Here is a 12,504-nt window from a genome sequence, read left to right on the forward strand (position 1 = left end):
GGCGACCACTGCACTGGATGACGACGAGGATGAGGGGGTAGCAAGCGGCACGGCGGAGGATGAGCTTGCAACGGACCGAGCATCCACTGTACGTGGAGCAACGCAAGCATGCTGGTGGGTGGAGCAACGCAAGCATGCTGATGAAGAAAGAAAGAAGGAGGAGGAACCAAGCGTGGCGATCCAATTGCAGCGCGTGCGCGCCGCACTTGCGCAGAAGCGCCAGGAAGGTTTGACACTCATTGAACTTTTGGCCGTGGTGGTGATTCTGGCCGTCATCGCGGCAATTGCTGTGCCGGTGGTGTCGAATGCGGTCGATCAGTCCAAAAAAAGTGCAACTTTGTCCACCCTGGGGACGTTGCAAGGGGCAATCGAACATTATTACTTTGATGTCGGAAAATATCCAAGTTCTTTAAATGATTTAACTACATCACCGGGTAACGTGAATAACTGGAATGGGCCGTATATGCAACAGAGCAAACCGTATTTGGATAGTTGGGGTAACTATATTTATTATGCAGTCGGAAGTAACAAGAAGTACTATATTTTGGTGGCAGGCGAAGGGAACACGCCGGTTACTCCGAGTGGCAGTTTGGATACGACGAACAACTCAAAATTCCTTGTTGCTGCTGGCGGCATGAATGGAAATCAGTCTATAGGACAACAGCCGACGGAGGTCACGTATTCACCTGGTCCGCCCGCATCGTATAGTGGAACAGGTGTCAATGGTAATTTGACAGCATTGTTGGCTTCGAATAACCTGCCGTCTTTCAGTTATAATTAATCTTGAATATTAATGTGGAAGAAGGAGGAGTCGTGAAGGCTCCTCTTTTCCATGCTTTTTACAGGAGTGAATTGGTTGAAGTTCCACATCCCTGTCTTGCGGAGATTTGATCTTCCGCTTGCGTGCATGGTTGGCCCTGTCTTAAAGTTTGCAGAAGTGGACGTACGTCAACGGCAACCGGTGATACGCTGCTTCGAACAGGTTTCTCCTATAGAGAAAGAGCCTTGGTTGTTCCGAGGAGTTCAAGTGTCTTCCGAAATCCAAGTGTTTTTACACGGTTTGCGGAAGACGGTGAAACGAAATCATTGGCGCGGAAGGCGCGTCGCCATCGGGATTCCTGGTGAATCGGTGTTGGTGCGGCGATTTCGTTTACCAAACATGCCGCATCGCGGCTTACGCATCGCGGTTCAGCATGAAGTGGAACACCGGCTCAGTTTGCCCATCGCCGATCCTCTCTACGATTTCTCAGTGATTCAAAATGGTCTGAATGAACAAGAAGTGGAAATCGTCCTTGTCGCGGCCAGCCGTAGCGTCGTCATGCCTTGGGTTGAACTTGCGACCGCCTGCGGGCTCCATCCCGTGGCTGTGGAACCATCCATCCTGGCGGTGGCGCGCGCGGTGGAGTGGAACGAAACGGTTGACGCGATGTCCTATCCGGCCGCGGCCGATCCCGGTGCAACTCACGTCCATGCCCTGGTGCATTTGATGGAAGACGGGCTCGATTTTGCCTTGCTCCTGGGGAAGGACATGGTGTTTCTGCGCCATGTCAGTGTGGCTCAGGATCACAACCTTGCTCCGGTTGGGTCCAGCATGGAGGAACTGAGTCTGCTGTGGCCTTCCCAACCGTTTGTCACGAATGTTGCGGGTTCTGGCAGGGAAATGGAGCAATCCTCCGCACAACTGGAAGCAGGATTTGCTTCTGCTTGGGTCGAACAGGTGGTCGACGAGGTGGAACGCTCGTTGACGTTCGCCGCCCGCCACGCCCTTGCCTCCAATCAAGAAGTCAGCCGCGTGACGGTCCTGGATCAAACAGGCCGTTTGCCGGAGGTTATTGCCGCTTTACGTGAGCGGTTGACGGTGGACGTGGCGCCTGCTGTGGTGGATGTGCAATGGCAGGAGGGCGATACGAGGCGGAGCGTCGCCAGGTTTCAGAACGAATCTTTCCGTGAAGCACCGGATTGGCTCGTCCGGCATCGCTTGGCACCGTTGATTGGTTTGGTGATGGGGGTGAAGCGGTGAGGATCAACCTGTTGCCGCCCGCGCCGCCGTTGGTGCGCGTGCGGGTGTGGGTATTTACGCTTCTCCTCGCCGCATCCTCTGCTGCGTGCGTTGGACTGGCCGTCGATTGGTGGGATCAGCGCCAGATGCTGGCGGCAGAGCGGATGGCTCGCGACGAACAAGCGCTCGCGTTGACCCATCTGCAAGCGCGGCTTGCCCAGTTTCAGGGTGCAGAACGTGCCGCCCAGCGCTGGCAAGCCATCCAAACGATCCGTGACCGCATGGAGGACCCATCACCTGTCTTGTCAGCTTTGGTCCAGCGCCTGCCGGCCAGTGCCCGGGTGACACGCCTGCAATACCGTTCAGGTACGCTCGATGGAGAGGTGGCGGTGCGCGATTTGGCGGATGCTGCGGCGTTGGTGCGCAAGCTGCAGGATTCATCCGTATTTCATCAGGTCGTCATCCATGCCGTCACGGCCGTGGGCCAGGCAGCCGCAGGAAACGGAAACTTCTCAGGCGTTTCCGTCTCGTTCTCAATCACAATGGCAGCGCGTGCACCACGTACGCTTGGCGCAGCTGGCGAATAGGCGGATGAAGTTGGATGTTTGATATTGGGAAGATGCAATGGCGAACGTACAAATGGGAAATCACTGCCATGGTGGTGCTTTTGGCTATTGCGGGCGCGCTGTACGGCCTTGATGTGCAATCCCGTGGCCAGCTCCGCTCGTTGCGGGAGCAGGTGCAGGCGCAGGCGTTGCAGATCCAGCAGGCGGAGGCTGCGCTACGCAACCAAGCCGCTTGGACGCAGGAAGCAGCCGGGAAGAAGTTGGATGCCATCTTGCCGCCGAGTTTGGATATTGCATCCATCTTGATGGAGCAGGCAGCGGTGGCCAAACAGGCGGGGGTTACGGTCACTTCGTTTCAATTCACCCCGGAACCGTTACAGCAAGCAGGAAACACAGGGGAAAGCGATGTTGTGACCAACGGCACATCCGGGATTGCTGCTTATCCGGTGACGGTGACGGTGGCTGGGCCGGTAACGCGGATTCTCGCTTTCATTCGGGCGCTCAGCACGTATCCGCGTCTGACCACGGTCGAACAGGTGAACTGGGAAGTCTACGATCCGCATGGTTCTTCCTCTGCCCAGGTGGTGTACGATGTGTATACAGCGGGACCATGAACACCTGATGAAGAGAGAACCCGTTCTGACACATCTATCTGTGCGTCCACGCAAGGTCTGCGTCCGAGGCGAGACGTTGTTGGAAGTGATGGCCTCCATCGTCATCCTGGCGGTCACGCTGATGCCGGTCGGACGACTTGTGCTGCAGTCCATCGCATGGATGGAAGACCTGGCCAACCAGGAACAAGCCTTGGCGTATGCGAAGGATGGGGTTCAGTTGGTGCGGCAACAGGTATGGTCTTCCTATCAGACCTATAAGAACGCTGGTCAGCAAAATGTTCCGTGGACACCGCCATCCGTGACGCCGCCTGCATTGCCTTCGTTGCGCGGGGTGATCTTCACCGAGACCATCTCCGGGCCGAATGCCATGACATGGGGCTCGAGCAAGCTCGACGGCAAGCTTTACGCCTGGACGGTCACCGTTTCTTGGCATCAGCCGAACACAGGCCGGCAAGGCAGTGTCGTCCTCCAAACGGTCATTGACCCCACCGTGAGCAGCGGATGAAGCGAAGGAAGGGCGGCGAATGCGGCGAACGCGTGCATGTTCAGGTCGTTTGCAGGCATGGAGAGCATGGCAAAACACTCGCAATACATGGCACGCCTGGAAGCAACGGGTCTTTTGGCGACCGTCCGGTGTCTCGCAACATGTGCGTACACGCGAACGTGGATTGTCGCTGATGGAAGTCATGGCGGCCACCGCGGTTTCAGCGCTCGCCATGATCGCCCTCGGTTATCTTATGAACACGGTGACCGGTCTGTACATCATGATTGGAGCAGGTTCCACGCAAGTGTCCGATACCTCGATGGTGTACTGGCAGCTGGAGCGACTCGCGCAAAACGCGATCGCGGTCGGGACGCAGCCGCTTTCTTCTGCTTCTGGTGCTGGATTCCAAACCAACGTGACAGGTCAGTTCAAAGTGTTGGCATTGCGCGTCTCTTCGCTGCAAGGGATTGTGCCGGAAAGTTCCGCAGTATACAGCGCGGTGCAGGCGGGCGATTTCGTCTGCGTGGCGGTGGTGCCATGGAATGGAATGCACGTCTTTGCACTGTTTCCTGGCGGAGAACCGTACAATCCAGATGCCAATCCTCCGGTCCTCCCGCCTGATCTCGTGCCGATCCCAGATACGGGAACCGATTTCTCTCAATCCGTTTTTCAGGTGAACGCGGATGGTTCGTTTCAGGTGGTGTTGCAGCGGCAGGTAGGGAGAACGGGCGCGTATGTCAACCCCACACCGCAAAACAGCCTCGGCACGCTGACGTTCTCGTTTGTCATCGGCAAGAAAGGGTACTGATGCCATGAGGGTTCGAAAGGTGTTGCGATTTGTACGTGGAGAGGTATGTCGAGAGGACGGAGCATCGTTTCTGCTGGCGTTGGCGGTGAGCCTGACGGCGGCAATGCTCACGGCGGGCATCCTCACCGCGTTGCAGCGTGCCTGGCAGGCGGTGACCTATGAACAACTGCAGACGCAAGCGCTGTATAACGCCCGCATGGGGATCGATGCGGCGGTCGAGTTGTTGAAACAGGATGTGACGAATGCGGCGTTCACGTCGAGCGGAACGGCGGCGCAATTGGCATCCCAGGTGACAAGTGAACTTCAGGCGTTGCAGAGTCCTTTTTACGCAAGTGTCGTGTACAACACCGGACCTTTACAGGACGCGCAAGGAAACTCGTCGATTCAATTGACGATTTTGAGCACCGGGACTTCGGAACAGGCGGGTGTGTTCGGCGAGCGGCACAGCGTGCAGGTGCAAATGGCCCTCATCTTGCGCCTTCCTGCCGGTGGTACCGGTGGCGGAGCGGGGGGCGGAGGGTCAACCGTATCGGGGGTCACCATTTCGAGTAGCGGTTCGCTCGGAGCCAACATTGGAAATCTGTCCGTCACCGGCACAGGGACGGTGCCGGTCCAATATACCGGGAGCGGCAGCGGTACCGTCACGGTCAATGGTTCAAGCGCCAGCGTGACCGGGTTCAGTCCGCCGCCGCAGCAGATCACCTCTTCCAACAAGGATCCTATCAACGGGATGGCGTGGATTTCGGGAAATGGCGTGGTGCAAAAAGGCCCCATCAACGGTTCGGCCATCATCACCGGCAGCAACGTGCAGGTGACCCAACCGATTAACGGCGCCGCCATCGTCACAGGTTCGAATGTCACGTTGGATAACGTGAACGGTCCGGCGTTGCTTATGGGCAACGGGATCACGGTCAACGGAAACGTACAGTGTGCGCTCGTCACAGGGAACCAAGTGACCATCCAAGGGAATGTCAACGGAGATTTGATTGTGGTTGGGAATCAATGCACCGTTCAAGGTCAAGTCAATGGGAGCGTGCTGGTAACAGGAAGCGGTTTGAACATCACGGGCGGCATCAACGGGAGATCTCCGTACGCCATCCTGGTACTCGGCAGCAATGAGATGGTGGGCGGCAACATCAACGGGAACGTGATCAAGAACGGGAATAACCTGTCGTACAGCCGGGTGAACGGCACGGTGAGCGATTACAACGGACAATCATTGTCGCTTGGGAATACTTGCTTTGGTGACGTCACACTGGTTACCTCTGCGGCCGGATCTGGGAACAATGGCGAAGTGCAAGTGTCCTTCGGGGATACTTCCATCTCCGGTTGACACGGCGGTGGCTGCCCCATACAATGATGGTGGCGTTTGAACGACTTGGCGCGTTCAACGGCGGAAGACAACGACATCGTGTGTCTGTTTCGAAGCAGAAGCTCTGCGCTTCTCACCTGGCCGGCTTGGGCTGGCGGGTCTCTCCTGTGCGCGTGAAGTATGTTGTTCAGTGCACGGATACGTCTTGGGAGGCGCGGGTGTTTCGTCCGCGCCTGGCCGTGTTTGGTCAGATTTTCACGAAGGTTGGGCGCCGGGGAAGGACGCGCGGACAACACGGGGGGCTTCTTCCGCCGGCGCTGCACCGCTGGCGAAGGCGCGAGCGGACACTCTGGAGGTGAAACGTATTAGCAAAGAAGACTTCCAGGTCAATGACCAGATTCGGGCGCGGGAAGTCCGGGTCATTGACGTCGACGGCACCCAATTGGGCATCATGCCGCTGCGGGATGCGCGCCGCATCGCGGAGGAAAAGAACCTGGATCTGGTGAACGTGGCACCGACGGCCAAGCCGCCGGTATGCCGGATCATGGACTATGGCAAGTTTAAGTATGAGCAGTCCAAGAAGGAGCGCGAGGCGCGCAAGAACCAGAAGGTCGTGCTGCTCAAGGAGATTCGGATGACGCCGAACATCGAGGAGCACGACTTTCAGGTCAAGCTGCGCAACGTGGTCAAGTTTCTCGAGGACGGCGATAAGGTCAAGGTGTCGGTGCGTTTCCGCGGCCGCGAGATCACGCATGCCAACATCGGCCAGCAGGTGCTGATGCGCTTGGCGCAAGGCGTGGCCGATCACGGCGTGATTGAGCGCATGCCCAGGTTGGAAGGCCGGAGCATGATCATGATCTTGGCACCGAAGCCGTCGAACAACGGCTGACGACAGGAACGGAGGATGACGAAATGCCGAAGATGAAGACGCACAGCGGCTTGTCGAAGCGGGTCAAATGGACGGCTTCCGGCAAACTGAAGCGGACACAGGCGTTCGCGTATCATAAAGCGGTCAAGAAGTCGGCAAAACGGCTGCGCCGTTTGAGCGGGACCACGCTCGTGTCCCACAGCGACTTCCGGCGGATCAAGCGCCTTGTGAGTTACATGCGGTGAATGTGAGACAGAGAGGGAGGACGTTTTGCCATGGCACGGGTGAAAGGCGGCGTGGTGACGCGCCGACGCCATAAAAAGATCTTGAAGCTGGCGCGCGGATATTTCGGTTCCAAGCACACGTTGTACCGCACGGCCAAACAGCAGGTCTGGAAGTCGTGGATGTACGCGTACCGGGATCGCCGGGCGCGCAAGCGTGATTTTCGCCGGCTGTGGATTCAGCGCATCAACGCGGCGGCGCGCAGCAACGGTCTGTCGTACAGCCGGTTGATGCACGGGTTGAAGCTTGCGGGCGTGGAGGTCAACCGCAAGATGTTGGCTGATCTTGCGGTGCGCGACAGCCAGGCGTTCGCGGAACTCGTGAACGTGGCGAAGGCACGTCTCGAGGCATGACCATGCTGGCGAACCATCCCGGTCGTCCGACCGGGATTTTTGTTCCATGCGGCAGGTGAAGGAGGGCGTGCACGCCGTGATGTTCCTCGAATCGCCGCGCAATCCGCGCGTCAAACGGTGGGCGGATCTGAAAACCCGCAAGGGCCGCGAGGCGTCGGGAGAGTTTCTCATAGAAGGACGGCGGCTGGTGCGCGCGGCGCTGGCATCGCCCATCGAGGTGACGGCACTGCTTTGGCATGCGGGCGGGCCGGACCCGGCGCCGGATCTCATCGCGCAGGCGGAAGCGGCGGGCATTCCGGCGTTTGCGCTCGCGCCGGCGGCGTTTGCCGCCGTGGCCGACACCGTGACCAGCCAGGGCATCCTCGCAGTGGCGCGCATTCCCGACCCGGATACCCTGCGGATGCGGCAGGACCGTGAAGCTGCCGGGGTGGGTGCCGGCGCCGCCGGGGCAAGTGCTGTCCGGACGGCCCTCTTGCTCGACGGGGTGCAGGACCCGGGCAACGTGGGCACACTCATCCGGGCCGCCGAGGCGTTCGGCGTGGACGAAGTCTGCTGCGGCACCGGGACGGCCGATCCGTTTTCACCCAAGGTGGTCCGTGCTGCGATGGGCGGGTTGTTCCACTTGCCGGCGCGCGTTGCGGATAGTGTGGCGTACGTGGAGGCGTGGCGGCGTGCGCATCCGGGCGGGGCGGTGGTCGTCACCGATGCGGCGGCGCCTGTGGACTGCGCCGCGTGGACGTGGGCGACGCCGTTTCTCGTGGTCGTCGGCGGCGAGGCGTCCGGGGTCCATCCCGAGGTGGAACGGCTGGCGACGGCACGGGTGCGCATCCCGATGTCCGGGCGGGCGGAGAGCCTGAATGCGGCGATGGCGGGGGCGATTGTGTTATACGAAGCGCAGCGGCAGCGCCTCACGCGGGGCGAGGTGTAACGCTTCCGCGGCGGGATCACGATTGTTGGTCTTTTGCCGCCGGTGCCTCCTCCTCGTGCGCGGGGGGAACGCGCTCAGTCGGATCTTTCTCCGCTGCGGCTGGCTCGCCTTCCGTCTTGCGCTTCAGCCAGCGGTGGAAATAGAGGTAGGCGATGACAAACGCCGCCGTGATGAGGATGGCCGGGATCAGGTCGTGCCGCCAATGGTGGATGAAGTGATGCCACGCCCGTTCAATCACGCGCCCGGCCAGGATGAACGTGGTGGTCCACAGTCCGTTGGCGATGAGCATCACCGGCAGGTAGACGGCGAGGCGCACCCGGTTGATGCCGGCCACATACGGAACGAGGATGCGAACGCCGGCGATGTAGCGGGAAACGACCAAGGTCGGGATGGTGTAGCGGCGGAACAAGTGCTCGGCGCGATCGATGCGCGCCGGGGTCAGCCCGACGTACCGGCCGTAGCGTTCGAGGAACGGCCGTCCGAGCATGCGGCCGATGGTGTACGCCAAGGTGCTGCCGAGGTACGCGCCGAGCGTGGTGGAGAGGATGAGCAGGGTAAGGTTCAGGTGGTACGCCTTGCTCTGGTAGAGAATTCCGATGGTCGTCAGCGTCGTCTCTCCTGGCACCGGGACGAACACGTATTCAAGGGCGAGGGCCACAAACAGGCCGAAGTATCCATACGTCTGCAGAATATGAGCGATGTACGAGTGCATCGGATTGGGCGCTGGCTCCTTTGCTTTCCGTGTCGCACGGCGGTGGCACGTGCTTGCATCGTATGACGCGCAAGCTGCGGCGTGACGCGCAAGTTGCGGCGCGTGTCGGCGTCGCGTCGGTTTCATTGTAGCAGGAAGGTGGCTGAGGTGCTACGCATGGTACCGCAATCGTATGCGATGTGGCTGGGTCCGCTCATCGCCATGGTGGTGGCCCAAGCCCTCAAGCCGCTCATCATCATGGCGCGGCTTAGGCGATGGGATTGGCAGCGGATGCGGCGCGCGGGCGGTATGCCCAGCTCCCACACCGCGTTGGTAGTCGCCCTGGTGACCGAGTTGTGGTTGCACGAAGGCGGCCGCAATCCTGTGTTGGCGCTCGCCATCTTCATCGCGCTCATCGTCATGTACGACGCGGCCGGCGTGCGTTGGCAAACCGGCCGGCAGGCGGCGGTGCTCAACCGACTGCTGCGGGGCTTGCGCCGCCACGCACCGTCAGGACGCACGGTGGACGCCGGCGATCACGGTGAGCAAATTGCCCGCGGGATCCGCCCGCTGCACGTGGTGGATGCGCCGTGGTGGCTGGTGGACTGGCCGGTGCTCGACGAGCACCTGGGCCACAAGCCCGTCGAGGTCTTGGGCGGCTGTCTTGTCGGCGTGCTGGTCGCACTCGCCATTCACTGAAGCGGAAGCGATGAACTCGGCCCTGGCAGCGCGCTGCAGCGCGATCGCCAGGGCCTGTCTGCTTCTGGAACCTCGGATTGGCGCATATCCATGGTGGCGATGGGCGGCCGATGGCTGGCCGGACGGCCGTCCGCCGGAAAGGAGGCGTCGCCGATGGATGCACAATGGCGCACCTACACACCGTGGCGCAGCCCGTTCGACCCGTGTCCGCCGCGGGAACAAAGGGCGTACATCGTCCCCCCCAACCAGTTCATCCAAACCCAGCCGCGGGGATTGCGCCAGTTCGCGCCGCGTGAGGCGCTGCGGCGCGGAACGTTGTGGCCTGACTTGTACAGCCCGTACGACACAGCGGGGAGGGGGGCGCAGCCGTGAGCAAGGTGGTTCCGCGCGAGTACTACCAGTTCATGCAAGAGATGCAGGCCATCGATTTTGTCCTCGTCGAGCTGACGCTCTACCTCGACACCCACCCGGACGATGCGCAAGCGCTGGCGCAGTTTCAGCAGTTTCAGCGGCGCAAGCAGGCGCTGATGCAGCAGTTCGAGCCCCTCTTCGGCCCGCTGCACGAGTACGGCAACAGCCCGGCCGGCAACCGGTGGGCATGGGCGGAAGGCCCTTGGCCGTGGCAGGTCTGAAAGGGGGGATGCGCCGTGTGGATTTATGAAAAAAAACTCCAGTATCCGGTCCGCGTCAGCAAGTGCGATCCAAAAATGGCCAAGTACCTCATCGAGCAGTACGGCGGCGCCGACGGGGAGCTCGCTGCGGCGCTGCGTTACCTCAACCAGCGTTACACCATCCCCGACAAAGTCATCGGGTTGTTGACCGACATTGGCACCGAGGAATTCGCGCACCTCGAGATGATTGCGACCATGGTCTACAAACTGACCAAGGATGCAACTCCGGAACAACTGCGGGAAGCGGGGCTCGGCGATCACTACGCCGATCACAGCTTCGCTCTCTTCTACCACAACGCGGCTGGCAACCCGTTCACCGTGACGTACATTCAGGCGAAGGGGGACCCCATCGCGGACTTGTATGAGGACATCGCCGCGGAAGAAAAGGCGCGGGCGACGTACCAATGGTTGATTGACATGACCGACGACCCGGACCTTCAGGACAGCTTGAAGTTTCTGCGCGAGCGGGAGGTGGTGCACGCCCTGCGCTTCCGGGAAGCGGTGGAGATGTTGAAAGAACACCAGGATAGCCGCCATCCGTACTGAGGGTGTGGTACGGAGATCGTGTGGGTACGGAGAAACCTCGGCAGATGTCTTCGGGTGCGAACATCTGGCGGCGGCGCGCCGGGCAGCAGGCAGGGATGGCGGAGTGTGTGTCCGGAGGATGCCGGGGTGCGGCCATCAGGTCTGCTGACGGCGTGCCGGCGTGCTACAATGTAAGACGGGACTCGGTAAGACGGGACTCGGCACAACGCACAACGGGACGCCGCGGGGGAGCGGAGCGCAAGTTGCGCGCGCCGCTCGGGTGTTCGTCCTGCCGAGGGGTGGGACAAGCGGGCGGCGCCAAGGTGTGGGTGAGGAAGCGTGCGCAGGGTGACGTTTGCGGATCTGACGTTTCGGGAGAAAGTGGAATACATCTGGATGTACTACAAGTACCACATCCTGATTGGCCTCATGATCCTCATCGGCGTGGTGTACACCGTGGTGACGGTGACGGCGCGTGTGCCTGCCGCGCTGAACGTGCTTGTCATCAGCGGCAGTGTGCCGGCGACCGCGTCCGATCCGCTTTCGCGCGCCGCCACGGCAGCGTTGATCCCGCCGGGCCGGCGCGCGGCGGTGGAGGTGCAGTGTCTGCCGGTGGCAGGCCGTCTGACGGACCCTGAAAACTACGCGGCGGTGATGAAACTGATGGCAATGGTGGCCGCGCATGACGTCGACGTGGTGGTGACGGATCGGCAGGACTTTGCACAGTTGGCGAAGCAAGGGATGTTCGTGGATCTGAACGCTCGGGACCAGGCTTCGGCTTGGTTGCGCCAACACCCGGACGACGCGGTGCATGTTCCGCCGCTGGCGGGGACCACCGGCATTGTGATGACGCCTCGTTCCCGCTTCGCCCGGTTGGCGGGTGTACGGACTGAAGAAGTAGCGGGCGTGGTGCAAAACGGACCGCATGGTGAGCTTGCCATCCGGTTTGCCCTTTGGGCCGCGGAAACTGCCGAATGACTTGGTGCCTTCTTCTTGCATGAGCTGAGCCGCACGTGGTATGCTTATCACCGCAGGTCGTTGCAGCGCTGTAGACCCGGATGGGATCCGGTCGATTTGGTGTTTTTCCTTCAGCGCGGGGTGGAGCAGTCGGCAGCTCGTCGGGCTCATAACCCGAAGGTCGCAGGTTCGAGTCCTGCCCCCGCAACCAAGCGGCTCGGTAGCTCAGTCGGTAGAGCAGAGGACTGAAAATCCTCGTGTCGGCGGTTCGATTCCGTCCCGAGCCACTTTCTTCTCTTCTTTCTTCAAGTTTCTGTTTTCCTGCCAAGTACCCTCATCACCCTACCCTACCTATCCGTACCCGTACCGTTTTCCTTGCAGTTCCACGGACGAGCATCTGCGAGGAGCAGGTGCCTGTCCGTGGTTTTGTTGCAGATGCGAGACGGCATCATCGAAACGGCATCGGGATGGCAGGGTGATGGCGCCCCCTTGACGCCCCGGGCGGCGGGGTGATATATTGTTCAACGCCGCCACCCGCGCGGGGTGGTGGCAGGTCAGCCGCCGGTTGCGGCGGTGTGCCAGCAACTTCCGCTTGCACATGGCGGGTCGGCTGTGGTAAGGTAGTCGGTGCCGCCGTCGCGCGGGGACGCGCCGGGACGGCGGGAGACGGCAGACACCGGGCATCACCGGGACCGAGGCGGGCAGCCGCGGGCAGCGGTGGTGCACGGGCGCGGTTCCTTGAAAACT

General features: G+C 60.8%; 17 protein-coding genes and 2 tRNA genes. 18 read left to right on the forward strand and 1 reads right to left on the reverse strand.

All coding sequences use genetic code 11. The features are described from left to right. Nucleotides 1-118: 118 nt before the first annotated feature. The 11 genes from IEX97_RS09375 (at nt 119) to IEX97_RS09425 (ending at nt 8,214) form a co-directional block, all read left to right on the forward strand. A complete protein-coding gene (locus IEX97_RS09375) occupies nt 119-781 on the forward strand; it encodes a type II secretion system protein (protein WP_188882592.1) in 663 nt (220 codons plus the stop codon). A gap of 126 nt (nt 782-907) precedes the next feature. Then, nucleotides 908-2,020, forward strand: coding sequence for a type IV pilus biogenesis protein PilM (gene pilM / locus IEX97_RS09380; protein ID WP_229776744.1), 1,113 nt, complete (start codon nt 908-910; stop codon nt 2,018-2,020). Beyond that, nucleotides 2,017-2,586 carry a PilN domain-containing protein gene (locus IEX97_RS09385; RefSeq protein ID WP_188882594.1) on the forward strand — a complete coding sequence of 190 codons (570 nt, stop codon included), beginning with the start codon at nt 2,017-2,019 and terminating at the stop codon, nt 2,584-2,586. Before pilM ends, IEX97_RS09385 begins: the two co-directional genes overlap by 4 nt. Before the next feature lie 14 nt (nt 2,587-2,600). Continuing rightward, complete coding sequence (locus IEX97_RS09390; protein ID WP_188882595.1) at nt 2,601-3,179, forward strand: hypothetical protein; 579 nt, start codon at nt 2,601-2,603, stop codon at nt 3,177-3,179. A gap of 76 nt (nt 3,180-3,255) precedes the next feature. Next, nucleotides 3,256-3,684 carry a type IV pilus modification PilV family protein gene (locus tag IEX97_RS09395; RefSeq protein WP_229776736.1) on the forward strand — a complete coding sequence of 143 codons (429 nt, stop codon included), beginning with the start codon at nt 3,256-3,258 and terminating at the stop codon, nt 3,682-3,684. Between the two features lie 19 nt (nt 3,685-3,703). Continuing rightward, complete coding sequence (locus IEX97_RS09400; protein WP_188882598.1) at nt 3,704-4,471, forward strand: hypothetical protein; 768 nt, start codon at nt 3,704-3,706, stop codon at nt 4,469-4,471. Nucleotides 4,472-4,475: 4 nt separating this feature from the next. Next, entirely contained in the window at nt 4,476-5,804 is a 1,329-nt protein-coding gene (locus IEX97_RS09405; RefSeq protein ID WP_229776738.1) for a hypothetical protein, read from the forward strand. A gap of 334 nt (nt 5,805-6,138) precedes the next feature. After that, nucleotides 6,139-6,672, forward strand: a complete 534-nt coding sequence (infC, locus tag IEX97_RS09410) for a translation initiation factor IF-3 (RefSeq protein ID WP_188882600.1) — start codon at nt 6,139-6,141, stop codon at nt 6,670-6,672. A gap of 23 nt (nt 6,673-6,695) precedes the next feature. Further along, nucleotides 6,696-6,896 carry a 50S ribosomal protein L35 gene (gene rpmI, locus IEX97_RS09415; RefSeq protein ID WP_188882601.1) on the forward strand — a complete coding sequence of 67 codons (201 nt, stop codon included), beginning with the start codon at nt 6,696-6,698 and terminating at the stop codon, nt 6,894-6,896. 30 nt (nt 6,897-6,926) lie between these two features. Further along, a complete protein-coding gene (rplT, locus tag IEX97_RS09420) occupies nt 6,927-7,286 on the forward strand; it encodes a 50S ribosomal protein L20 (protein WP_188882602.1) in 360 nt (119 codons plus the stop codon). Nucleotides 7,287-7,332: 46 nt separating this feature from the next. Continuing rightward, nucleotides 7,333-8,214, forward strand: a complete 882-nt coding sequence (locus IEX97_RS09425; protein ID WP_229776740.1) for a TrmH family RNA methyltransferase — start codon at nt 7,333-7,335, stop codon at nt 8,212-8,214. Between the two features lie 16 nt (nt 8,215-8,230). On the opposite strand, the gene IEX97_RS09430 is transcribed toward IEX97_RS09425, so the two are convergent. After that, complete coding sequence (locus tag IEX97_RS09430; protein ID WP_188882603.1) at nt 8,231-8,926, reverse strand: DedA family protein; 696 nt, start codon at nt 8,924-8,926, stop codon at nt 8,231-8,233. A 156-nt stretch (nt 8,927-9,082) separates the two neighbouring features. On the opposite strand from IEX97_RS09430, the gene IEX97_RS09435 reads away from it, so the two are divergent. From IEX97_RS09435 to IEX97_RS09465, 7 genes are all read left to right on the forward strand, one after another. Beyond that, complete coding sequence (locus IEX97_RS09435) at nt 9,083-9,604, forward strand: divergent PAP2 family protein (RefSeq protein ID WP_188882609.1); 522 nt, start codon at nt 9,083-9,085, stop codon at nt 9,602-9,604. A 153-nt stretch (nt 9,605-9,757) separates the two neighbouring features. After that, the gene (locus IEX97_RS09440) at nt 9,758-9,976 is read left to right on the forward strand and encodes a spore coat associated protein CotJA (RefSeq protein ID WP_188882604.1); all 219 of its coding nucleotides are present in this window, start codon (nt 9,758-9,760) and stop codon (nt 9,974-9,976) included. 32 nt (nt 9,977-10,008) lie between these two features. Then, nucleotides 10,009-10,236 (forward strand): spore coat protein CotJB, encoded by a 228-nt coding sequence (locus IEX97_RS09445; protein WP_188882611.1) that lies wholly within the window; start codon nt 10,009-10,011, stop codon nt 10,234-10,236. 15 nt (nt 10,237-10,251) lie between these two features. Then, on the forward strand, nt 10,252-10,821 hold the full coding sequence (locus IEX97_RS09450; RefSeq protein ID WP_188882605.1) for a manganese catalase family protein: 570 nt from the start codon (nt 10,252-10,254) through the stop codon (nt 10,819-10,821). 327 nt (nt 10,822-11,148) lie between these two features. After that, nucleotides 11,149-11,778, forward strand: a complete 630-nt coding sequence (locus IEX97_RS09455) for a hypothetical protein (RefSeq protein WP_188882606.1) — start codon at nt 11,149-11,151, stop codon at nt 11,776-11,778. 114 nt (nt 11,779-11,892) lie between these two features. Then, nucleotides 11,893-11,968: transfer RNA gene (locus IEX97_RS09460), tRNA-Met, on the forward strand. Nucleotides 11,969-11,971: 3 nt separating this feature from the next. Next, nucleotides 11,972-12,044 (forward strand) — tRNA-Phe (locus tag IEX97_RS09465). Nucleotides 12,045-12,504: the final 460 nt, after the last annotated feature.

It is taken from the genome of Paenalicyclobacillus cellulosilyticus (assembly GCF_014647315.1).
Lineage (GTDB): Bacteria > Bacillota > Bacilli > Alicyclobacillales > Alicyclobacillaceae > Alicyclobacillus_J > Alicyclobacillus_J cellulosilyticus.